This window comes from Amycolatopsis bartoniae, from assembly GCF_014191255.1.
GTDB classification, from domain to species: domain Bacteria; phylum Actinomycetota; class Actinomycetes; order Mycobacteriales; family Pseudonocardiaceae; genus Amycolatopsis_E; species Amycolatopsis_E bartoniae.
This window is the reverse complement of sequence record NZ_JACHWH010000003.1, coordinates 569,196-592,157: the sequence shown is the minus strand read 5'-3', so window position 1 is coordinate 592,157 and position 22,962 is coordinate 569,196. Positions and strand designations below refer to the sequence as shown.

The following is a 22,962-nucleotide window of genomic DNA, read 5'->3' as shown; positions in this document are numbered from 1 at the left end:
TCCAGAACGTGAGATGGTGTTCACCACGTGGTGTCAGCCGCCGATCCGGTGTAAGCGGTGATCACGCAGTGCGACCCCTGTGCTTCGGGTCCAGGTCGGAACGGTAGAGTCTGGCGGCGCCGCCCCCGTAGCCCAACTGGCAGAGGCAACGGATTCAAAACCCGTCCAGTGTGAGTTCGAATCTCACCGGGGGCACTACGAGGATGGGAACAGGAGTAAGGGTAGACACCTTCCTCCTTGTTTCCATCGGCGGAGTCCATGTTGTCACCAAAGAGGGCCGTCGCGCTGCGACGGCCCTCTTTGGTGCGTTGAAGTGGGATGACGACCGCGTCGTGGGCGGCGCGTTGGATCGCGGGCATCGTGGAGCCGAACAGGGTGATCCGGCAGGTGGCCCGGTTGGTGAACCTGTCGTAGTGGATCTCTAGACGCGGGGCCTCGAACAGTCGGCGGGCCATGTCCTCGGGAAGTTGATCGACCTCGATCGGCCCGATGGGTAGCGCGTCGAGCAGGTCCGCGTTCGGGGCTTCCTCGATCTGCTGCTCGACATCGCCGAGGTCGGCTTCCAGCCGAGCCTTCTCCTCCCGCAGCTCGGCACGCCGCTCGTTGAGTTCCCGGAAGAAGTCCTGATCGGGCTCGGGCATCGACTCCAGGCTGCGGATGAGGTTCTTGTTGCTGCGGGTCTCGACATCGGCGATCTTACGGCGCAGCGCCGCCACACGTTGTTCCCGTTCCTGCTGCACAGTCACGTCCAACCGCCGCAGCTCGCTGTCGAGCAGCATCCGACGGTAGGTGCCGAACACATGCTGGCTCAGAAAACCGTTGAGTTGGCCGACCAGCCCGTCTTCACGAACCCACAGGCCGTTCGGGTGCCCTTCAAACCGGTAGAGCTTCTTGGGCTGACAGTTGTAATAGACCGCCTTGCCCGACATGCGCCGACCGCATTGGCCACAGAACAGGTAGGTGCGCAACAGGTAGAACCGCTTGGTGTCCGGATGGTTGACATTCAGCGTGCTGGTACTGCGGGAGCCGAATCGGTGCCCGCTGACGTCCTGGGCGCGCAGCCAAGTCTCCAGATCAATCAACGCCTCGTGGACCGGGCAGGGGGACCAGATCCATTCGGAAATGGGATTGATCCGGTTGCCGCGGCTCTTGCGCCCGCGCCGGTTCCACACCATGTATCCGGTGTACTTGGGGTTGGTCAGGATGTCGCGCACGTTGGAGTAGGTCCAGCGGCCGACCGCGCGAGTCGGTGAGACCGGCACCGGCGGTGGATAGGTGGCCAGGTCGAGGTTGAGTCGATCGGCGATCGCCTGGTACCCGAGTCGTTCATCGACGCGCCACGCAAACGCTTGCCGCACGGCAGGCGCCTGGTCCGCGTCGGGTTCCAGGAAGGTCTTCTTGACCCCTTTGGCGCGCTTGGCCAGTACCGGGTGCGGGATCTGACGGGCGCGGTAGTCATAACAGGGTTTGCCGACGTTGTAGCCCTGTTCGGTGTGTTCGGCGAAGCCGTCCCAGGACTTCTCCAGCAGATCCACCACGTAGAACTCGGCGATGCTCTGCTTGACCCGCCGGGTGAGCAACTGGGTGGCCATCTTGGGCTTGCGCCCGTCGCGGGTGGCGAGTTGGAAAGGCTCGTCCGCGGCCAGCAGCCGCACGCCGGCCTGTTCCAGGCGGTGCTCGATGGTGACCCCGTAGAACATATGCCGAGCGGTGCGGTCGATGCCCTCGCAGATCACGTAGTCGAATCGCCGGTCGGGACGTTCGGCTTCGGCCAGCAGGTCAGCGATGCCGCCGTCGCGGGGAATGGGAATATCGAACAGCTCGTGGAGATTCCCGCGCCCACGGGCGTCGAGGTCCATGCGGCCGGATTCCACGTCGTAGAAGTTGCAGACGATCACGGCCTTGTCAGGCAACGTGCGTTGGCAGCTTGACAGTTGGCGCGGTAGCGACAGCGTGGGGTCCTGCATGTCCTTTGTGGAGACTCGGGCCATCCAGGCGAACCGCAAGATCGTCGGTTGGGATGCGGGGCGATCGTCGCCGTCGTCTGCCCGGTAACGGCTGCGAGGGCGTCCTACGCCGCATTGTCGTGCCCACGCCTGGATTTGTTCCAGGCTAGCCATTCGATCACCTCCCTCATGACTCGTGTCTGCTGTTCAGCCAGCCGTTGGCCTTCCGGCCCGTCGAGAGTCTGGATGCCGAAGACCATCTCCGGGTCGGGGACGGGGTTCCAGTCGCCCCGTCACCTCGTCGCGACGTGGCCCATCACCCATCGCCGACCCACCTCTGATGCCGGGCGGTCAGGAAGTCCTCCTCGGCGAGCGCGATCCGAACCCGGTCGAGCACACGTCGGCTGGCCGACAACGGCGGCAGATGGTCAAGCCACGGCTCGTCGGTGAACACGACCGACCCACCGTGCTGGGCGGCAACCTGTTCGCGCCGGAGTCCAACTGCGGCCTTGCGGGTAAAGAAGCGCTGCGGCTCTGCGCAGAGGATCAGGTCGAATCCGCGGTCTAGCGTCGGCAATGTAGCCGCTAGCTCATCCCAACCTCCGTATCGACGGGGGCCGCCAGCACTGTAGACGGCCAGCTCGATCGTCTCGTCACCGAGAATCGGCAGATCATAGTAAAAGCGGGTGACGCATGGCGATGCCGGCCGCGACGACGTCCTGCTGACCCAAGATGCCGCAAACCCAGTTGTGAAGCGGTTTCCAACGGAATCGTTCATTTCGATTCCGCAATTGCGGCTGCTGGTCCAACAATGGGCATTCGGCGATATGCCCCCCCACCTGCCGCACAGTGGCGACCTGCCTCCGAACGTGAGGTCGGCTGGCTCTGATCATTTCAGCATGAGAATGTTGGACAGGCCACGGCGCCCGTCGTCATCACAGGACAGTGCCCGCCGCTGGCCCGGTTGATCAGCCGCGGAGCGCAACGTGTTGACGCCAGTCACGGCCGCCCTGTTGGCCCAGCCCCTACCGGGTCGGCGGGCGTGTGCCGCCTCCGGCGTAACGCCCTTCCAGCACGATCGGACGCTCAGGGCGTTAGGTCGGGTGCTCGATCGAAGGCTGCCCGAGCAGCGGTGGCGTCGGCGGCGTGGCCAGGCGAGCCTGGTTGCGGACGGCCTGTTTGGCGGCCAGCATCACAAGGCCGGGGCGATGTTTATCAGGGCGGCGCGGCGCAATTCGGTGGCCTGGCATCGGCCATAGACGTAGCCGCCGCCCGGCCGGTCTTGGGGGCACCAGCACGGTGACCATCAGCACGGGCACGACCAAGGGATGACGGGCCTGCACATCAGTGGTGGTGCGTTTTCTTGACCCGACAGGCTGTTCTGTCGGCCCCCTGTGGCATGGTCGGCAGTAGAATCGCTGGTCACGACTTGATCACCTAGGAGCTCACATGTTGCCCAGCCTCGGACGCGACCCCGTCGCCCGTGATCCGGAGCCGAGCGTTCCTCGGATCGCCAAGCTGGCGCACCGTGTACTGGACGGTGACATCCTGTTGCCGAAGTTCCAGCGGGGATTCGTGTGGAACCGGAAGCAGGTACTCGATCTTCTGGACTCGGTCGCGCGGAACTATCCCATCGGCAGCATTCTGCTTTGGCGCAGCACGCAGGAACTGGCCAGCGAACGGACCATCGCGGGACTCTCAATCGCTTCACGGCCTCCCGGCTACCCGGTCAACTACTTGTTGGACGGACAGCAGCGGCTCTCCACCATCTGCGGTGCCTTGTACTGGCGACCAAACGGAGACCCCGTCAGCCAATGGAACGTGGCCTACGACTTGGAACAGCAGTCGTTTCTCCATGTCAACTCGCTGGATGACCCGCCGCCTCACCAGGTGCCTGTACGGTTGCTGTCTGACCCGAGTGCCTACTTTCGCTGGTTGAGCAGGCTGGACAGTCAGGAGTTGCGGGATGAAGGCGACCGGCTCCTCAACGTGTTCCAGGATTATTCAATCGCTGTTGTCACTCTCGGCGACATGCCGATCGAGGCCATTGCACCGGTTTTTGAGCGCATCAACAGCACCGGCACGCCGCTCACGATCGTTGAGCTCATGCGGGCCGCGACATGGCGCCCAGATTTCGACCTGCTTGACTCAATTGACGCTATTCTCGCTGTTCTCGATGAGAAGAACTACGGCAAGATCGACTCTAAGGTGCTCCTGCGCGCCATCTCGGCTGTTGCCGGCTTCGGCTTCTCACGGGAGAACATCGAGCAACTCCGCAGCCTTGAGAAGGACGCCCTGGATGCTGTCGTTAGGCAAACTGGCGACGCAGCCCGGCACGCCGTCGACTTCCTCACAACCGAGATCAAGACCCCCACATCGGTGGCCCTTCCATACGACGCCCAGTTCGCGGTACTGACCACCATCTTCGGACGGCTTCCCAAGCCGAACTCCGTCCAGTACGCGGCGATCCGGCGCTGGTTCTGGCGCTCAGTCCTGGATGGTCGCTTCCGCGGCGGATGGGGTACGCCGCAGATGGCGGCCGATCGTGAGGCAATTCGTGAGTTTGCGGCCGGTACCACGGACGAGGTTGGTGCCCCGCTTGCGCTGCCCCGCAGCGATATCTGGCGGCGCACGCCGTTCCGCTCGGACAACGCCATCTCGAAGATGCTCGCCTTGATGCTGGCTGGTGCCGGTCCTATGGACCTACGCACCGGCCTCGCCATTGACCCTGGTAAGGCCCTGCTATGGGCTAATGATAAAGAGTGGCACCACTTCTTCCCGAAGGCGTTCCTCAAACGCCAAGGCGTCTCCGCTGACCAGGCGAATGTTCCTGCCAACATCATCATGCTGACATCGATCAGCAACATCTGGATCTCTGACCAGGTGCCGTCCCGATACTTGCAGGATCTGTGCGATACGGATGGTGAGGACGTGGTACGTGAGCGGCTTACTTCCTGCCTCGTCTCGGATGAGGCGTTCGACGCTGCCATGCGAGACGACTACGAAGGCTTCCTGGTTGCTCGCTCAAAGACTCTCCACCAGCGGGCGATGAAGTTGATGGGAGAGAAATATTAGCATTCCCAGGTTACTTCGAACCTGCTTCACAACTGGCCTGTGAACGCAGCATTCAGGAGTGACAAGCGCAACGCCTCCAGATGCTCATCACTTTTAGCGGACTCCAATTTCTCTCGCAACGCGGTCAGCATGGCTCCAATATTCTTTTGCTTCTCAGTATCGGGCAGGCGTACTTTTTCACGAGCGAATGCTTCAATACCAAGCGTTCTATTACGTCCGGCCGATCCTGGTGAAGCTCGCCTGATCGTTTCAAGTCCCAGCCTGCTAGTAAAGTAGTGAAAGAGGTAGTCACGATCCGCGATTTCACTGTTAACGCGGTAAGTCATAAACCGATGAGAACCAATGAAGCCGCGCTCTGCCTCGGAGGCGACGGCCACCGCACCCTCCCATGCGAATACGTTACTGAAGACCAAATCACCTGGCTCGATGTGGAATACTCGCTTGGCGCCCAATTCGACGCCGGAGATAGGCGCCTTGTGAAAGATTCCCTTTCCGAACGACTTGACTCCGATCTCACGGTAATTGCCGCTTGGGTTTACTTGGACCGGCCGGCGCTCAAGCCGGAGAACATCACACAGGCGAACCTCGTTTTCTGCACTGTCGACGGAAGTAGACATCAGCGCTTCGACTAATGCAGCAGATTTCCTTCGCATCTGGGATCGCAATTGGTGAGCCCGATCGAGGTTGCTAAAGGCAGAATCCAATTCTGCGGCGATCCGATGCTGCTCTTCTAGATTCGGGAGTGGAACCCTGATTGACAGAAGACGTTCGGCACTAACACGCTCCCGACGAGATCCGATCCCTTTGGACTCACTGCTCAGCATCGTCCAGAATTCTGGCCATCCGCAAATGTATCGAATGTATCCGACGTAAGCTTGAGATTCGTCGACGCGGAAAGTCGGGAACTCCTGCGACAGAAACCAGCCCTCAAACTGATCAGGCACCGCCGCGATGGCACCCTCAAATGCCTTCAGCCTACTCATTACAATATGGCCACCATGGAGGCGATTGAGTTTCTTGTAACTAGTATCATTTCCTTTAATTGCTTCTCGCTTAAAGAGTCCGCGACCGAACCCGTATACACCCGCAATCTTGTAGGTACTATTGTCATCGACTCGAACTTCGTCCAAGTCGAGCGCCAATGCTTCACCGAGAGCCCGCCGCGGGTAGTTAGTCACGCCCCGCCTCCAGTTTCTTCTCAAGCTCGGTTAGAAGATCGAGGACTTCCCTCTCGGTGGCGACAAGATCAGCCAGAAGTTCTTGGGGTGGCCGATGGGCAAGATCATCCGCAGCAGTTGGGTTGGTCAGGTCAAGGTTGTAACCGTTAGCCGTCAGGTCAGCGACTGACGTCCGCCACGCGCGACCATTCTCTATACGACTAACGCGGTCCTTGCCACCCCACCATGCGGCACAGTCAGCGAACTCTTCGTACCGCATTGGCTTTGTCTTGGTGTAGCCTTTGCGCCCCTCGGGAGGAAGAATCTCGTAAAACCACACATCCTTTGTTGGGCCGGACTTTTCAAAGAACAAGAGGTTCGCAGGGATTAGCGTATACGGCGCGAAGACGCCTTGAGGTAGGCGAACGACTGTATGTAGATTGCATTCACGCAGTAGCTTTTCCTTGATGCGAATTCCTACGCCATCGCCGAACAGAATACCGTTCGGCAACACGATTGCGCATCGGCCGCCAGGCTTCAGCTTGTCGATAACCGCCTGGAGGAACAACCACGCAGTTTCCTTCGTGCGATACCCTTCAGCAAATCGCTGCGAGACCGAATTTTCTTCCTCGCCACCGAATGGCGGGTTAGTCAAAACGACATTTACACGAGATGCTGGGTTGTTCTCATCACTCATCCTGACGAGAGCATTGGTGCGGATGACATTAGGCGACTCGATGCCGTGTAGCACGAGGTTCATCATGCACATAAGGTAAGGTTGCGGTTTCTTCTCGATACCGCGGAGGTTCTTGTGCAGTTGCCGACGTTGTACAACTGTCCGGACTTTTTTCTCCAGCTCCTCATATGCTTCAAGCAAGAAGCCACCAGTGCCGCACGCCGGATCAAGAATACTTTCACCGAGTTCCAGGAAGCTCTGCTCCACCATGAAGCGGATGACCGGCCGCGGCGTGTAGAACTCACCCGAGTCACCAGCGGCGTCACGAACCTCCTTGAGCAGCGACTCGTATAGGTACGCCATAGTGTGGATGTCATCAGCCGACGTGAAGTCGATCTCGTCAATCTTGGTGACCAGATCACGGAGGAGGAAGCCGGAGAGCATCCGGTTGTAGATCTCCTGGAACACGGCGGAGAGCACGTTACGAGGGTCGTCGGCCTTGTCGCTTGACAGGCTGCGCAGATACGGGAGCAGACCGGGCTTGTCTCGGTCGTCCGGCAGGTGGCTGTTGACGAATGTGAGGAGATCGTCACCAGTGAAGTCAGGGTCGGCTGCCCAGTCCCGCCATCGGTATGGGGCCTCAATCGCCGGGCGATAGTTCACTTCAGTGATCTCGCGCTCGGCCTCCAGCGCATCGAACGCCCGGAGGAAGAGCAGCCAGGAGAGCTGCGGCAGACGCTCCAAGTCACTGTTGAGACCCTCATCGGTGCGCATCAGGTCCCGCGCGGACTTGATCACCGCGCTGAGGCGCGCACTAGTGGTCTGGCCGTTGCGGGCCTTACGAGATGCTCGTCGCCCTCCTCGCGCCTGCGGCGGTAGAGAGATCAGTTCACCCTGCTCGGTGGTCACAACAGCTCCATCTTGCTCACGTCGATCTTCGCTCACGTCGATAGTCGCGCTACCGTATCGAACATGGTCACGTCGGCCAGCCGGCCTCGCCGTGCTTGTGCCGGAAGTTTGTAGTCGGGACGTTACGCCACGTCGTAGATGTGCTGTCCGAGCTGGTCAAGGGCCTGCTTCAGATCCTCAGCGCCGCCGAACCTACCAGCGAGTTCAACGACGCTGCCCATCTCGGTGAATGGCGCAAGCCGCAGGACCTGCGGTGAAAGCTCATCGGGGCCGTGCGATGCGTACTGCTCCAGTACCCGCTCCAGGATCTGCTCCGCTTCCGGGCCGAACGACTCCAAGAACTTGCGGTGCTCACGGCGCACCCGCCGGGCACGCTCTTCCCTGGTCACTAGCGCGGCGTCCCACGCAACATGGATCAGGAGGTCGATTGGGTCGGCCTCGGGTCGGCCGAGTTGCTCCGCCAACTCCTCGACGCTGACCCCGTACTCGCCCCCCAGCTTCTCGGTGAGCTCGCCGCGGGCCTTGGCCTGAGCCCATTGGCTGCGCAGCTCGGTCGGGCTGAGGTGCAGCTCAAGCACTCGCTCCTTGACGTACTGTCGGTACTCGACCAGCCGGAGCCGGGTGCCATCGCCTTCGGCCAGGTAGAAGGCATCGCCCCAGACGTAAACCGGCACGTCCTTGACGTAGTACCGACGTCCGCGTGCGATGATGTTGTTGATCTGGTCAGGGTCGACAACCTGGTCCGCCGGGCGCGGGTCGTCAGGAGTCGGCGCTGAGTCGTCACATTCAGAGGTGACCTCCCCCTCGGCGTCCTGCTCGGTTTCCTCGGCCTCCGTTTCAATCAGGTGACCGGTTTCGTCGGTATCATCGCGGAATACACGGATGGGGATGCCGTCGAAGCCGGGATCGTTGAACAGCCTGGTGGCCTCGACGAAATCGATGATGTCAAAACTCAGCTTGCCCGCATCCTCGAACAAGCGGGTGCCGCGGCCGATGACCTGCTTGAACTCGGGCATTGACGCGATGCGGCGAAACAGCACGATGTTACGGACGGTGGGGATGTCAACACCAGTCGACAACAGTCTGGATGTCACAGCGATAACGGGTTGATCGCTGTCAACCTTTCGGAAACCGTCCAGCAAGGCCCTGCCTACTGACTCGTCCCTGGCGGTAATACGACAGACATAGTTAGGATACCGTCGCACCATGTCTCGATTTGCATTGTGTAGCGCCTGCATCATCCGGCCGGCATGGTCTGTGTTCTCACAGAACACAATGGTTTTACCCATACGGTCGGCATTATACAAATATTCGGTGAGATACTGCGCCGCTTCTCCCGTACGTTCCAGAATCGCTATAATTCGCTCGTACTCGCGCGGGCCGTATAGATCGTCGGGAAGTTCTTTGCCGTAGATGTCGCGCTGGCCTGGCTCAGGTCGCCAGCCTGTCATGTCGACATTGAGGCGCACCTTTCGGACCCGGTATGGCGCCAAGAACCCATCTTCGATTCCTTGTGCCAGTGAGTATTCATAGATCGGGTCGCCGAAGTAGTGGTACGTATCCGCGTCACGTGAGCTGACGGGCGTGGCAGTGAGACCAATCTGGGTCGCCGGCGAGAAGTGCTCCAAGATATTCCGCCACTGCGAGTCTTCGCGGGCACTGCCGCGGTGGCATTCGTCGACAATGATGAGGTCAAAGTAGTCGGGGTCGTACTGCTTGAACAGTGCTTCTTGGTCGCCGGGCTGGTCCATGGACTGGTAGAGTGCGAAGTAGATGTTGCGGCCGTGTTTGGCCTCACCGCCACCCAATTTGTAGACGGCCTCACCAAATACCGGTTCGAAGTACTCGTCCTTGGGTTGGTCCACCAGGATGTTCCGGTCAGCCAGGTACAGTACGCGAGGTTTACGCCCACGGGTCCACCGGGAATGCCACAGCTTCGAGACAATTTGGAATGCGGCCAGCGTCTTGCCCGTACCGGTCGCCAGGACCAGCAGGATGCGTGTGTCACCCCGGGCGATCGCGTGGACGGCACGGTTGACGGCTACTTGCTGGTAATAACGAGGTCGTTTGGGCGTATTGTCCCAGTTCCGCAAGCTTGCGTCGAAAGGTGCTGTGAGCAGTTCACTCGGCAGACCGTCGGCGACGCCCTTGGCTGACCGGTACCGCGACCAGAGTTCGTCCGGGCTGGGAAAGCCCTGGACCTCCGTAATCATGCCCGTCGCCAAGTCGATCTCGTAGATCATCGTGCCATTGGTGGCGTACGCGAAGGGCACGTCCAGCTTGACCGCGTACCGCTTGGCCTGCTCGATGCCGTCTTGGGCATCCTTGCGGGTCCGCTTCGCCTCTACGACGCCGATGACCAGGCCCGGCTCGTACTCCAAGGCGTAGTCGGCGCGCAGCTCCTGATCCCGCTGGTGGCCTCGCGCCGTAACCCGGATACGGCCAGCGTTGATCGTGTACTGGGGGGCGATCTGGTCCTCGTTCCACCCGGCTCTATCGAGCGCGGGGAGCACGAACCGGCGGCATGTCTCGTCCTCCAGGTAGTCGACCATGAGGCCCTTTCTACTCGCTGTAACCGTAGTGGGCTATCGGTTCACCCCACATCTGCCGTTACCCGGCAGGAGCGGCGGGCAGCCGTGCACTTCCCCGTGGGACACGCCAGCATCATGGTCGGGACGCACGGAGGCACTCCTGTTAGCAGCCGGGCGCGGCTGGTCCACTGGTCGACCAGCGGGGTCTTGGTCAGCATGTGGATCGCTGGTCCACGCGCCGTGTGGATCGATCGTAAACGTGGGGACCAACTCCTCGAACGCCCAGCGGATCACCTCGGTCAGTACCAGGCCCCCGTAGCCGTGGCAGCGGTGGGCCGGATCGATGACCACCTCCACCTCGCCACCGTCATAGAAGTTGATGTTGGCTAAGGTGGTCCACCCGATCACCGTGTCGGATTCGCTGCGGACGACTGCCCAGGCGAAGTGCCTGGTCACCGTGGCGTTGTCCTGCTGGAGTTGGAGTTGCCCAGCGATCCAGTCCGCACCCGTGGTGTGCCCGGCGGCAGAGTGGCCGAACATGGCGCGCCGATCGGGATCGTTGAGGCATCGGTTCGAGCGCGCTGGCGTCGCCCGACTCCAGCGGGCGTAGCAGCACCTCACCGACCGGTAGGTCGGGTATGGTCGCCGTCGGCGAAGTCACGTGCCAAGGATGCGCGCTGATCGAGTACGCCCAGCACGAGGGTGTCCCCTTGAGTCCAATGGGTGCTACGCCGGCACCGAAGCTACGCCGGCAGCGTGCGTGCGCGTCGCGGCTGTGTTTGCCGGCCGGTTCGTACTGACTCCGCTGGTTTCGACCGGTCCCCCGATGGCGCTCTGCTCACAGCTACGGTAGATGCGGTCCACTCTCTCGTCTGCCCGTGCAGGTATCGCCTGCTGTGTCTCCCGACGGACCTGGGCAACCAACTGGCGTGAACAATCGGCACCAATGCGCAGCCGCCGACGCAGCGTCTCGGCGGAGATCGGGCGCTGGTGCTCCAACCGGTGGCGGAGATCCTCTTCGCGAGCACGATCTAGCAGGTGGCTTGCCGTCTCAATGCGTTGGACCGTTGCGGTAGCGTCGCTGCCCGAAGAATCCGGGTGGTCCGGCAGTCCGGCAAGAGCGTCCTGCACTGGCGGGGCGGCTTGAACCTCCGTTCCGTCCGGGGAATCACCCAAATTTGCGCTGGTGGAGGCGCTGAGGGCGTGAAGCAGGCTGGGTCCGACCTCCGACCAACCGATCAGTAGCATCGAACGCAGCCTTGCCAAGCTGCCCCTGACCAGCGGGTCCGCGACATTCAGGGCCAGCGTCACGAAGCTGGCGAAGATCAATAAACGTCGCGCGCCGCGCAACGAGTCCAGCTCAACCCCCTGAACCACCAGGTGGCGGGTACCAAGGAGCAGTCCCAGGATCGACAGGTCCACCGCAGGCGCCACCAGCGGCGCCACCCAGACCGGAACGCCAAGCCGCAATGCCAGGTCAAGTACGTTCCCGAAGCCGAAAAGGAACGTGAGACCGACGACCGTTCCCATGATCGCCGTGACAGCCTGGACGACGGCGGCTTGGCCGGCGGCCGACTCCGCGTCGGGGCGCCGCGGTGCTGCTCGCTCCACAGTCACTGCGACCCACCTCCCGGCGCGGAAAGGTCGAACGTCGCCTCGACAACCAACTGGCCGGTCGAAAACCGCAGGTCAGACCCGTTCCCATCCTTTGGTAGTCCCGGCGGGGGCACGTACAGCATCCACACAGCCAGTCGTTTCCACGGTGTTGGTGACTTCGGGCAGATCCTCGGCCGGCAGCCGGATCTCGAGGTGGACCTGGTTGGTGTCACCGATCAGGCGGACGGTGAACTGGAGGTTCTCGAACAGGCGCCGCAGCTGGTTCTCGGGCGCCTCGGCCAGGTTGACCGCGACATACGGCAGGGCATCGAGCAAGGCCACCTCGTCGTCGCTGGGCATGCGGCCTTCGAGGTCACCGGTGGCGTCGAGCTCGGCCACAGCTTGCAGCGCAGTCCGCTTGTGGCTCGCAGGCCCTGGGTGAACGGGTCGTCAGGTTCGCCATCCTGTGCTTGCCGCGGGACAGAGGTTCGCCGACATTGCAGGTCGGCGACGGCGGGCGGAATCCGCTCGGTGCCGGGCACGTAGCAGGCGTCGCGCAGTTGCGCGAGCGGGTCGCGCTGGCCTGTCGGCCAGACCGACAGCGGCGGCACCGGCGGCTCCTCCCCCGGTGGCGATCGTCGTGGCGCGCACCTGGCAGGCCGCGACTCGCCGGGCCCGTGTCCCGCAGCGTCAACGTCGCGACTGCGGACTGTACATCGACGAGTGCCACAACTTCCTCAACCTCGCCTACCCGCTGGAAGACATGCTCACCGAGGCCCGCGGTTACCGGCTCTCGATGGCCTTCCCACCAATACCTCGGCCAGCTCCCCAAGGAACTCGAGGAAGGCATCAGCACCAACGCCCGCAGCAAAATATTCTTCAACGCCTCACCGGAGGACGCGAAGAAGCTGACCCGCCACACCATGCCACGGCTCTCTGATCACGACCTCTCCAACCTCGGGGTCTACCACGTCGCCACCCGACTCGTCCTGGGCGGCGAGGAAGCACCACCGTTCACCGCGGTGACCGAGAAACTCCCACCCGTGATTCCCGGCCGCGCCAGAGCAATCCGCAAGGCCGCCAGAGTCAACACCCGTCCCCCCGTCACCCACATCGCCACGGTCGCGGGTCACGGTGCGCAGACCACTGTGGACCCACGCCGCGCGGCCTAGCTCCGCATGACCTGCCCTCGCCCGTTTGCCACTGCTGCCCGTCTCCGGGAGGTGTGTACCCATGATTTCCAACCCCACCCCTCAGCGGGCGTTGCGCTGACACATGGCGCAGCGCCACACCCCACGAGCCGCCACCACCGGAGAGCACCACGCCCAGCTCGCCGGCCGGCTCACGCTCCGGGACCGGTGGCTGGCCCGGATGCTGCACGAACACAAGGTGTTCACCACGCAGCAGATCGTCGAGCTGTGCTATCCGAGCATGCGCGCGGCCAATCACCGACTGCTCGACCTGTTCGAGTGGCGGGTCATCGACCGGTTCCAACCGTTCGTCAGCTCCGGCACCGCGCCGATGCACTACGTGCTCGACATCGCCGGAGCGGTCGCCCTGGCCTACGAAGACGGTCTCGGGATCGCACACTCCCTGCGCCTGGCCCACACCGTCGGGATCAACGGCTTCTTCACCACCCTGATCGCGCTCAGCCGACAGTCCGGCGCACGGGGACGACTGACCGCGTGGTGGTCCGAGCTGCACTGCGGCCGACTCTTCGGCGACATGGTCCGCCCCGACGCCTACGGCCGATGGCGCGAGGACGGCCAGCAGATCGAGTTCTTCCTCGAATTCGACTTCGGCACCGAAGACCTCGCCACACTCGGCCGCAAGCTCTACGGCTACGAAAAACTCGCCACCGCAACGGGATCACCACCCCGGTCCTGGTATGGCTACCCACCCACCGCCGCGAAACGACCGCGCGCCGGGCGCTGGCCGACGCGCTGTCCCAGCTCGACCGCCCGGCACTCGTCCACCACGTCGGCCTGTACATCGGTGCGGGCGAGATGGTGCACGCACCAGACTTCGGACAGCCCATCCAGTATCGGTGGAACGGTGACGACTATCTCGCTGCCGCAGGTGGCCTCCGGATCGGTCCGGCGGCCCGGTCGGCTGGGTTATCTGGTCGCGATGATCACCTTGCCGAATGGGTTGCCGGACTCGTAGTAGCGGTAGGCCGCGGCGGCCTCCTCGAAGGGAAACACCCGGTCGATGACGGGTTTGAGGTGATGTGCCGCGATGGTGTGGTTCATCTCGACGAACTGGGCCCGGCTGCCGACGGTAACCGCCCGGATTGTCGCCGCGGCGCCGAACAGCAGCCGGGGGTCGATCGAGGGCCAGGCGCCGGTGACGGACCCGACGAAGGCGACATGCCCGTCGATGGCGACCGACCTGAGGGACTGCTCCAACGTTCCGGCGACGTCGACGACGCGGTCTACGCCTTGTCCCGCGGTGAGTTCACGGACGGCGATGTGCCAGTCCGGGACGTCACGGTAGTTGACGACCTCGTCGGCACCGAGGTCGCGGAGGCGCTGCTCCTTGTCCGCCCGCCCTGTCGTGGCGATCACCCTGGCGCCGAGGAGCTTGGCGAACTGCAGTGCGAACAGCGACACGCCGCCGGAGCCGAGTGTGAGGACCGTCTGCCCGCGCCGGACCCCGCGACCGTCACCGGTCAGGGCATTCCAGGCGGTGACGGCGGCGCAGGGAAGTGTCGCGGCCTCCGCGTAGGAGAGGTGTTCCGGGATCGGTACGAGTGCTGCTTCCGGGAGGACCGCGAATTCGGTGAGCATGCCGTCCAGCGAGCCACCCAACTGCGGCAGATGCGAAGGCCGGAACGGGCCGTCCAGCCAACTCGGGAACAGCGTGGCGGCGACCTGGTCGCCCGGCCGTACCCGCCGGACACCCGTACCGACGGCGACGACCTCGCCGGCGCCGTCGGAGATCGGGATGACATCAGGCTTGACGGGCAGGACGTACTGGCCGCGCAGCACGAGGAGTTCACGGAAGCTGAGGGAGGTGGCGTGGACCGCCACCACGACCTCGCCCGGTGCCGGACTCCGTGGCTCATCACTGCGCAAGGACAGTCCGTCGATGCCCGCGCCGGTGGTCACGTGATAACTGCGCACAGCCGATGGCCACATCGCGATCGTCACGATCAGCCTTCGATGAACTGGTAGTCGGTGCGGATGCGGCCGTCCTCGTCGAGGACGAGGACCTCCAGACCGACCCCGGCCACCTCACCGCTGCGGGAGACCATTTCCCAGTTGAACTTGACGATGTCGTGAAGCCTGTCGGCGTTGCGCCGGGACCTGAAGGTGAAAGTGCCCGGCGCGACGAACTCCTGGTAGGTCCGGGTCACGCGGAACTCCAGGGCGGCGTACCCGCGAGCTTCGAGGGTCGCGGAGACGAAGCCGAGCCCTTCGGCGGCCGTCCGGACGTCCTGCGGTGGCCGCAGGACGTGCGTGGCACCCTTGGCCCAGAGTTCCCGGATGGTGTGGCGGCGCATGTCGGCGTCCGGCTCGTTCCAGACCGCGACATAGCGGTCGGTCAGCTCCTGCGGGTCGATGTCAGCCATGACGAGTCCCTTGGTCGGTGTGGTCGGGTTCGGCCACGACTGTGCTGCCGAGGCCGGCGGCCGGGCAATTCCTCGCAGGGAATGGTCGAGCAGCGTCCGCACGGGTAGACAGGGGCAATGATCACCGGATCGAAGGACGGGTTCGCCGACGCCTTGCGTGCGTGGCGCACGCGGCGACGCGTGAGCCAGTTGGAGCTCGCCGCACGCGCGGGTACGACACAGCGGCACGTCAGTTTCATCGAGAGCGGGCGCTCACTGCCGGGCCGGTCCATGGTTATCCGGCTGGCCGAATCGCTGGAGGTGCCCGTCCGGGAACGCAACGTCCTGCTCCTCGCGGCGGGTTTCGCCCCGGCCTACCCGCAGACCCGGCTGGACGATCCCGGCCTCGGACCGGTCCGCACCGCCCTGGAACGCATCCTGGCAGGCCACCTGCCGTACCCGGCGGTGGTCGTCGACCGATGCGGTGATCTGGTCATGGCCAACGCCGGCTTCCACGCGCTGACCGACACCGTGGCGCCACCGCTGCTGGTACCGCCGGTCAGCGTCCCTCGGGTGCTGCTGCACCCGCACGGCCTCGCACCCAGGATCGTCAACCTCGACGAGTGGGCCTGGCACATCATCGACCGGCTCCACACCGAGACGGTGCGGAATCCGAACGACCGGCTCCAGCGCCTGGTCGCCGAACTCACCGAGCTGGTGCCGGACCGCCCACGCCAACCGGCACCGGACTACCTCGGTTTCGCCGTTCCGCTGCGGCTGCGCACAGGCGACGGGGACAACGACGGCGAGCTGCGGCTCATCACCACGCTGACCCACTTCGGCACCGCCGTCGACGTCACGATCGCCGAACTACGGCTGGAGGCGTTCCTCCCCGCCGACGAGGCGACGGCCGCCACCCTCACCGAACTCGTGATCCGATAACCCGGGACCTCACCCGAAGGTCCCGCACAGACGAACCGCGCACGAAGAGATCCGCCCCGGGCCCTGCCATCCGGGGCGGATCGCACCGGTTACACCGGCCGCCGGTGGCGGGCCTGGTCGATCAGGACCTGCCCGTCCTCCGGCAGGACGAAGTGCTGCCCCACCAAGCGCTGCACCACGTCCCGCACCTGCTGCTGGTAGTCACGATCGCTGTAGTACAACGACCCCAGCTGCGCCGCCGTGAAGTCCCGGTGCGTCCCGTACAGCACGCAGAACGAGCTCAGCGGGTTGGTCAGGCTCGCGGGCGAGTTGATCCCGTCGTTGAGCCCCACCGGCACCTCCACGTCCGGCAACCGGATCCCGCCCTCGGCGATGCCGAAGCTGTCCCGCGCCAGCGAAGCCGGCGGCCCCGGGTCGATGATCGCCAGCGGCGGGGCGAGCCGCGGCGCGACGCCACGGCGCACCCACTTGTCCAACGCGTCGTACGCGGCATGGAACACCGCCCACGACTCGACCTGGCTCGGCCCCGGGTTGGTGCAGTCGACCGGCGGCGCCGGGCCGAACTCCCGCGTCTGGATGGCGCCCAGCGTCGCGCGGAAATCGCCCGGATCGGTGCCCGTCGAATACGCCGGGACGTGCGACGCGCCCGCGATCTCCCAGGTACGCAACGTGTTCGAGTCCGGCGCCTGCTTGCTCGGCACCCCGGCGCCCCGGTAGATGTCGTTCTCGGTGAACACCCGGATCGCCTTCGTGCCCACACCCGGCCGCGCCGGCAGCGAGCTGTCCGACAGCGCGAACAGGAACCCGTCGTACACGTGCTGGATCGGCTGCACCGTGTTGTAGTACACGCCGAGGTACCGGCCCGACTGCGACGCGCCACCCGCGTAGACCTGCGAAATTCCGAGGTCCGCCAACGGGTTCGTCCGGGCGTGGCCCTTCAGCAGCTGCGCGATCTGGGTGTAGATGTCGAACGACTGCGAGTCGTCGAGCACCGCGCCGTGGTCGGTGACGTCCAGCGAACCGTACCGCCGCGGGCTCCACTCGGTCAGGCCGAGCCCGGCCGTCGGACCAGACGGCGCGCCGTTGACGCCGACGTGCTGCACCGAGGCGCCGACCCACGTCCAGCCGTTGCGCACGAAGTAGTCCGCGCTGGTACCCCACTCGGTGTCGATGTCGTGCCCGGCCGTCACGTTCTGCCAGTCGACCACCGCGACCCCCGCCGACTTCGATGGCTTGACCGGCCGCCGCACCACGATCCGCGTCGTGTACGGCGTCGTGCCCAGCGGGGTGGCCGCCTGCTGTTGCTGGTCGATCGTCGGGTTCGGGTTGTAGCGCGTCGCGGTGCCGGAGATGAAGAACTCGAGCTCCTCGTAGCCCGCCTTCTTCAGGTCATAGGGAGTCGAATAGAACACGTAGTCGTGCGCCGGGTCGCCCGGCTCGCCGGCCGCCGGGATCGGGCCGGTGATGGTCGCGGGTCCCGCACCGGGCGAGACCGTCGGTGGTGCGCCGTGCGCCGGTGCCGCCTGGGCGGTCAGCGGCGCGGCGGCGAGGACGAGTGCGAGCAGGAGACACAACCGGCTGCGCATCGGCTTCCCTTCACTGGGGACGGAGGAATACCACTCCCCGGTCGAGCACCACGGTGCCGTCGTCCTTTGTGGACCGGAAGGTGGCGGTATCGCCGTCGGTCCACATCGACACGGTCAGCGACTCGCCCGGGAACACGGGGGCGCTGAACCGGCCGGACATCCCGGCGAACCGCGCGGGATCCGAACCGGCGAGCGTGTGCAGCAGCGCGCGACCGGTGACGCCGTAGGTGCACAGGCCGTGCAGGATCGGCCGCGGGAACCCCGCCCGCGCGGCGAACGCGGGGTCGGAGTGCAGCGGGTTGCGGTCGCCGGAGAGCCGGTAGAGCAGGGCCTGCTCCGGGCGGGTCGGGTAGGTGACCTGGTGGTCGGGGGCGCGGGCGGGCTCCTTCCAGTCGGGCGCGGGCCCGCGGTCGCCGCCGAAGCCGCCCTCGCCGCGGATGAACACCGAACTGCGCGAGGTGACCAGCAGCTCGCCGGACGCCGCGTCGACCGCCGTCGCCTCGGTCACCACCAGCGCACCGGAGCCCTTGTCGTAGATACCGGTGATCTTGGACGTCACCTGCGCGGTGCCCGCCGGGGAGAGCGGGCGGTGCAGTTCGAAGGCCTGCTCGGCGTGCACGAGCATCGCGCGGTCGAAGTCGCCGAGGTCGCCGCGGCGGCCGCCCTGCGCGGCCAGTACGGCGAACGTGGGCAGCACCTGCTGAGTGAGGCCGGCCGAGTTCTCGGTGGTGAAGGCGAGTTCCTGGGCCGGGTCGCCGAGGCCGGCACCAACCCCGACGGCGTAGAGCAGCGTGTCCTTGCTCGTCCAGGTCCGCTCCACCGGTTCGGACTCGACGCCGACCAGGTCGTGGTTGAGCGTCATCAGATGCCGATCCGTCCGGCGAGCCGCTCGCGGTGGTAGGCGGGGTCGCCGAACAGCAGCTCGCTCGCCTTGGCACGCTTGAAGTACAGGTGCGCGTCGTGCTCCCAGGTGAACCCGATCCCGCCGTGCAGCTGGATGTTCTCCGCCGCGGCGTGGAAGAACGTCTCCGACGCGTACGCCTTGGCCAGCGACGCGACGACCGGTACCTCGTCGGCGTCCTCCGCGACGGCCCAGGAACCGTAGATCACCGCCGAGCGGGTCGACTCGACCTCCAGCAGCAGGTCCGCGCAGCGGTGCTTGAGCGCCTGGAAGCTGCCGATGGGCTTGCCGAACTGTTCCCGGATCTTGCCGTACGCCACCGCCATGTCGAGCGCGGCCTGCGCACCGCCGAGCTGTTCGGCGGCCAGCGCCAGCGCGGCGACGTCCAGGGTGGCGGCCAGCGCCGCTTCCGCGGGCCCGATCAGCTCCGCCTCGACACCGTCGAACTCCAGCCGCGCGAGGCGTCGCGTCTGGTCCAAAGTGGGCAGTGCGGTCGCGGTCAGCCCGGCCGCGTGCGCGTCGACCGCGTACAGGAACAACCCTTCCGGTGTGCGGGCGGTGGCCAGCACCAGCGCCGCGTTGTGCCCGTCGAGCACGAAGTTCCTGTGCCCGGTGAGCTTTCCGTCGGCGGCGGAGAGGCCGGAACCGTTGCCGCTCCAGCCGCCGCTGTCGTCGGTGAACGCGAGGGTCGCGATGGTCTCCCCGCTCGCGATGCCCGGCAGGTACCGGCTCTTCGCCTGTTCGTCGCCGGACTTCAGCAGCACGGTCGCGGCCAGCACCGCGCTGGCGAAGAACGGTCCACAGTAGAGGGTGCGACCCATCTCCTCGAGCACGATGCACTGCTCGACGAAGCTGAACCCGGCGCCGCCGTACTCCTCGGGGATCGCCAGCGAGGGCAGGCCGAGCTGCACCGACAGCTGCTTCCAGACCGCGTCGTCGTACCCGGCGACGGTCTCCATCTGCTCCCGGACCGCCGTGCTGGGCGACTTCTCCGCGAGGAACCGGCGCACCGACGAGCGAAGTTCGGACTGTTCAGGGCTTTCCGTGAACTGCATGGCGGCTCTCCCGGATCATCTGGGCAGGCCGAGCGCCCGCTCGGCGATGATGTTGCGCTGGATCTCGCTGGTGCCGGAGTAGATGGTGCCCGCCCGGCTGGCCAGGAACGTGTTCTGCCACGGGGTGGTCGGGTAGTCCTCCCCCTCGGGGCGGACCAGCCCGTGCGTGCCGATGATGCTCATCGCGAGCTCGCCGAGCCGCTTGTGGTACTCGCTCCAGAACAGCTTGTTGATCGACGCCTCGGGCCCCGGCTGGGTGCCCTGGGCGACCTGCGCGAGCGTGCGCAGCCCGCTGAAGCGCATCAGCTGCACCTGGGTGTAGGCCCAGGCGAGCTGCTGGCGCACCAGCGGGTCCTCGTGCCTGCCGTACTTGCGGGCAGTCTCGACCAGTGACCAGAACTCGCGCTCGAACCGCAGGTGCTGCACGGTCGCGCGGCCGCCGCGCTCGTGCCCGAGGGTGGTCATCGCGACCCGCCAGCCGTTGTTCAGCCCACCGATGACGTTGAACAGCGGTGCGCGCACCCCGTCCAGGAAGTCCTCGCAGAACTCGGCCGCGCCGGACATCTGGCGGATCGGCCGGTACTGCACCTCGGGCCCGGTGAAGGGCACCAGCACGTAGGACAGGCCGCGGTGCTTGGGCGCCTCGGGGTCGGTGCGGCACAGCACGAACATCTTGTTGGCTCGCGCGGCGCCGGAGGTCCACACCTTCTGCCCGGTGACCACGATGTCGTCGCCGTCGACCACCCCGCGGGTCTGCACGGCGGCGAGGTCGGAACCGTGGCCCGGTTCGGAGAAGCCCTGGCAGTAGACGTCCTCGCCGGAGACGATCCGGGGCAGGAACGCCGCTTTCTGCTCGGGTGTGGCGTGCACGAGGATGGCGGGGCCGACGAGGGTCTCCCCCATCCCCCGCACCACCCGCGGGACGCCGGCACGCGCGAACTCCTCGTTGAGCACCGCGACGCGCACGGCGTCCATGTCCTGACCGCCGTACTCGGCGGGCCATTGGGGGCAGATCAGTTTCGCCTCGAGCAGGTGCTGCTCCCACTCCCGGTAACGGGGGTCGGCCAGCGCCTCGTCCACGCCGGGCGCGCGGCGGCCGCCGGTGATCAGCGCCGCCTCCCAGCTGACCAGGTTCGGCAGCCCGTCGGGGGTGTGTGCGGTGATCCACGAGCGCAGATCGGCGCGGAACGCGTCGATCTCGGGGCCCAGGTCCAGTTCCATGGCGCGTGCTCCTCGCTCCGCTGCGACGATCGCGTCGATCTCAATATTAGAATCTGATTCTTACATCAGACTCCTGCCGGATACCGGTGTCAATACCCCCGCCACCTTGACAGGGCCACGCCCGGCGGCCGAAGCTGATTTCAGAAGCGTGTTCTAGAACCGGGCGACGAAGGGCGGTCATCATGGGTCGGCTGGACGGGCGGGTCGCGATCGTGACGGGCGCGGGCCGCGGCATCGGAGCCTCGGTCGCGCGCCTGCTGGCCGGGGAGGGCGCGCTGGTCGTGGTGAACGATCTCGGCGCGCAGCTGGACGGCTCGGGCGTCGACGACGGACCGGCCGCCGGGGTGGTCGCCGAGATCACCGAGGCGGGCGGCAAGGCGATCGCGAACTTCTCCGACGTCTCCGACCACGCCGCCGCCGAGGAGCTGGTGGCGACCGCGATCGGCCAGTTCGGCAGGCTCGACGTGGTGGTGAACGTGGCCGGCATCCTGCGCGACCGCATGGTGTTCAACATGGCCGAGCGCGAATGGGACGACGTCATCCGAGTGCACCTGAAGGGCACGTTCAACACGACCAAGTTCGCGGCCGCGCACTGGCGCTCGCTGCGGGAAGAGGCCGCGCAGAACCGGATCATCAACTTCACCTCGGTCTCCGGGCTGCACGGCGCGCCGGGTCAGCCCAACTACGCGGCGGCGAAGATGGGCATCGTCGGCCTGACCTACTCCAGCGCCAACGCGCTGGCCAAGTACGGCGTCACGGTCAACGCGATCTCGCCCGGCGCCGCCACCCGGATGACCGCGTCGATCCCGGGCGAGCGGCGCAGGAGCCCGCGGACCGACGAGCGTTCGCCCGACAACGTCGCGCCCGTCGTGGCCTATCTGGCGGGTACGGGTTCGGGCTGGATCAACGGCCGCATCCTGCATTCGGCGGGCTACCAGGTCGCGCTCTACAGCAACCCGGAACCGATCAGCCGCATCGTCGGCACCGCCCCGTGGGACCTCGACTCGCTCGCCACGCACCTCGAGTCGTCCTTCGGCCCCCTGCTGGGGCGCTGACATGGGTGCGCTCGACGGCCGGGTCGCGCTGGTCACCGGCGCAAGCCGGGGCATCGGCGCGGCCATCGCGGAGCTGTTCGCCGCCGAGGGTGCGCGCGTCGTGGTCACCGCCCGCACCGTGACCCCGGAGCAGAGCCGGTTGCCCGGCACCATCTCCGACACGGTCGGCCGGATCACAGCGGCGGGCGGCGCGGCCGAGGCGATCGCGGCGGACCTGTCCCAACGCGACGATCGCGAACGGCTCGCGGCGGCGGCCGGTCCGGTCGACATCCTCGTCAACAACGCGGCGGTCACCTACTTCACGCCGATCGAGGAGTTCTCCGCCCGGCGGTTCGCGTTGATGTTCGAGGTGCAGGTCACCGCGCCCGTGCACCTGGCGCAGCTGTGCACGCCGGGAATGCGCGGCGAGGGCTGGATCCTCAACATCTCCTCGGGCGCCGCGCGCCATCCGGCGCCGGACTCCGGGCGGCGCGGCGGGACGGTGTACGGCATGTGCAAGGCCGCGATCGAGCGGTTCAGCACCGGGCTGGCCGCGGAGCTGCACGCCGACGGCATCACCGTGAACGCGCTTTCGCCGAGCAAGGTCGTGCCCACGCCCGGCACGCTGTTCCACCACCTCACCACCGAGGACGACCCGAAGGCGGAACCGCCGTCGGTGATGGCGGCCGCGGCGCTCGCACTGTGCCGGTCCGGCGCACCGAGCGGCCGCATCGCCTACTCGCAGGAGATCCTCGCCGAACTCGCCCCGAACTAGGAGGA

General features: G+C 65.6%; 17 protein-coding genes, 1 tRNA gene and 3 pseudogenes. 7 read left to right on the top strand and 14 right to left on the bottom strand.

Annotation, left to right across the window (positions count from 1 at the left end):
* The first annotated feature begins 121 nt into the window (after window positions 1–121).
* Window positions 122–195 (top strand) — tRNA-Leu (locus tag FHX82_RS19495).
* Between the two features lie 911 nt (window positions 196–1,106).
* On the opposite strand, the pseudogene FHX82_RS38020 reads toward FHX82_RS19495, so the two are convergent.
* A pseudogene (locus FHX82_RS38020) lies at window positions 1,107–1,967 on the bottom strand (recombinase family protein); the annotation flags it as partial.
* Between the two features lie 295 nt (window positions 1,968–2,262).
* Window positions 2,263–2,724, bottom strand: a complete 462-nt coding sequence (locus tag FHX82_RS19485; RefSeq protein ID WP_145935606.1) for a hypothetical protein — start codon at window positions 2,722–2,724, stop codon at window positions 2,263–2,265.
* A gap of 671 nt (window positions 2,725–3,395) precedes the next feature.
* On the opposite strand from FHX82_RS19485, the gene FHX82_RS19480 reads away from it, so the two are divergent.
* Window positions 3,396–5,021: a GmrSD restriction endonuclease domain-containing protein gene (locus FHX82_RS19480; RefSeq protein ID WP_145935605.1), complete on the top strand. Its 1,626-nt coding sequence runs from the start codon at window positions 3,396–3,398 to the stop codon at window positions 5,019–5,021.
* 26 nt (window positions 5,022–5,047) lie between these two features.
* Here the strand turns inward: FHX82_RS19480 and FHX82_RS19475 are convergent, their stop codons facing one another.
* From FHX82_RS19475 to FHX82_RS19450, 6 genes are all read right to left on the bottom strand, one after another.
* Entirely contained in the window at window positions 5,048–6,199 is a 1,152-nt protein-coding gene (locus FHX82_RS19475) for a restriction endonuclease subunit S (RefSeq protein WP_183176709.1), read from the bottom strand.
* A complete protein-coding gene (locus FHX82_RS19470) occupies window positions 6,192–7,763 on the bottom strand; it encodes a class I SAM-dependent DNA methyltransferase (protein ID WP_221216166.1) in 1,572 nt (523 codons plus the stop codon). The genes FHX82_RS19475 and FHX82_RS19470 overlap by 8 nt, the downstream gene beginning before the upstream one ends.
* A 122-nt stretch (window positions 7,764–7,885) precedes the next feature.
* Window positions 7,886–10,315: an EcoAI/FtnUII family type I restriction enzme subunit R gene (hsdR, locus tag FHX82_RS19465; protein WP_221216165.1), complete on the bottom strand. Its 2,430-nt coding sequence runs from the start codon at window positions 10,313–10,315 to the stop codon at window positions 7,886–7,888.
* Between the two features lie 33 nt (window positions 10,316–10,348).
* Window positions 10,349–10,915: a GNAT family N-acetyltransferase gene (locus FHX82_RS38015; RefSeq protein WP_373308602.1), complete on the bottom strand. Its 567-nt coding sequence runs from the start codon at window positions 10,913–10,915 to the stop codon at window positions 10,349–10,351.
* Window positions 10,916–11,020: 105 nt separating this feature from the next.
* Window positions 11,021–11,911 carry a hypothetical protein gene (locus FHX82_RS19455; protein WP_183176708.1) on the bottom strand — a complete coding sequence of 297 codons (891 nt, stop codon included), beginning with the start codon at window positions 11,909–11,911 and terminating at the stop codon, window positions 11,021–11,023.
* Window positions 11,912–11,983: 72 nt separating this feature from the next.
* The gene (locus FHX82_RS19450) at window positions 11,984–12,289 is read right to left on the bottom strand and encodes a hypothetical protein (protein WP_145935602.1); all 306 of its coding nucleotides are present in this window, start codon (window positions 12,287–12,289) and stop codon (window positions 11,984–11,986) included.
* Window positions 12,290–12,521: 232 nt separating this feature from the next.
* On the opposite strand from FHX82_RS19450, the pseudogene FHX82_RS19445 reads away from it, so the two are divergent.
* Window positions 12,522–13,062 (top strand): annotated as a pseudogene (locus tag FHX82_RS19445) (type VI secretion protein); the annotation flags it as partial.
* 103 nt (window positions 13,063–13,165) lie between these two features.
* A pseudogene (locus FHX82_RS37750) lies at window positions 13,166–13,965 on the top strand (replication-relaxation family protein); the annotation flags it as partial.
* Window positions 13,966–14,007: 42 nt separating this feature from the next.
* Here the strand turns inward: FHX82_RS37750 and FHX82_RS19435 are convergent.
* Window positions 14,008–15,000, bottom strand: a complete 993-nt coding sequence (locus tag FHX82_RS19435; RefSeq protein ID WP_311733350.1) for a zinc-dependent alcohol dehydrogenase family protein — start codon at window positions 14,998–15,000, stop codon at window positions 14,008–14,010.
* 44 nt (window positions 15,001–15,044) lie between these two features.
* The gene (locus FHX82_RS19430; RefSeq protein WP_145935601.1) at window positions 15,045–15,464 is read right to left on the bottom strand and encodes a hypothetical protein; all 420 of its coding nucleotides are present in this window, start codon (window positions 15,462–15,464) and stop codon (window positions 15,045–15,047) included.
* A 117-nt stretch (window positions 15,465–15,581) separates the two neighbouring features.
* Here FHX82_RS19430 and FHX82_RS19425 point away from each other — a divergent pair, with 117 nt between their 5' ends.
* The gene (locus FHX82_RS19425; RefSeq protein WP_145935600.1) at window positions 15,582–16,385 is read left to right on the top strand and encodes a helix-turn-helix domain-containing protein; all 804 of its coding nucleotides are present in this window, start codon (window positions 15,582–15,584) and stop codon (window positions 16,383–16,385) included.
* An 89-nt stretch (window positions 16,386–16,474) separates the two neighbouring features.
* Here the strand turns inward: FHX82_RS19425 and FHX82_RS19420 are convergent, their stop codons facing one another.
* The 4 genes from FHX82_RS19420 to FHX82_RS19405 are packed head-to-tail and all read right to left on the bottom strand — an operon-like array spanning window position 16,475 to window position 21,148.
* Window positions 16,475–17,971: an alpha/beta hydrolase domain-containing protein gene (locus FHX82_RS19420; protein ID WP_145935599.1), complete on the bottom strand. Its 1,497-nt coding sequence runs from the start codon at window positions 17,969–17,971 to the stop codon at window positions 16,475–16,477.
* A 10-nt stretch (window positions 17,972–17,981) separates the two neighbouring features.
* Window positions 17,982–18,833 carry a MaoC/PaaZ C-terminal domain-containing protein gene (locus FHX82_RS19415; protein ID WP_145935598.1) on the bottom strand — a complete coding sequence of 284 codons (852 nt, stop codon included), beginning with the start codon at window positions 18,831–18,833 and terminating at the stop codon, window positions 17,982–17,984.
* Window positions 18,833–19,927, bottom strand: coding sequence for an acyl-CoA dehydrogenase family protein (locus FHX82_RS19410; protein ID WP_145935597.1), 1,095 nt, complete (start codon window positions 19,925–19,927; stop codon window positions 18,833–18,835). Before FHX82_RS19410 ends, FHX82_RS19415 begins: the two co-directional genes overlap by 1 nt.
* A 15-nt stretch (window positions 19,928–19,942) precedes the next feature.
* On the bottom strand, window positions 19,943–21,148 hold the full coding sequence (locus tag FHX82_RS19405; RefSeq protein WP_145935596.1) for an acyl-CoA dehydrogenase family protein: 1,206 nt from the start codon (window positions 21,146–21,148) through the stop codon (window positions 19,943–19,945).
* Window positions 21,149–21,330: 182 nt separating this feature from the next.
* Here FHX82_RS19405 and FHX82_RS19400 point away from each other — a divergent pair, with 182 nt between their 5' ends.
* Entirely contained in the window at window positions 21,331–22,203 is an 873-nt protein-coding gene (locus tag FHX82_RS19400) for an SDR family NAD(P)-dependent oxidoreductase (RefSeq protein ID WP_145935595.1), read from the top strand.
* A gap of 1 nt (window position 22,204) precedes the next feature.
* Entirely contained in the window at window positions 22,205–22,957 is a 753-nt protein-coding gene (locus FHX82_RS19395; protein ID WP_145935594.1) for an SDR family NAD(P)-dependent oxidoreductase, read from the top strand.
* Window positions 22,958–22,962 lie beyond the last annotated feature (5 nt).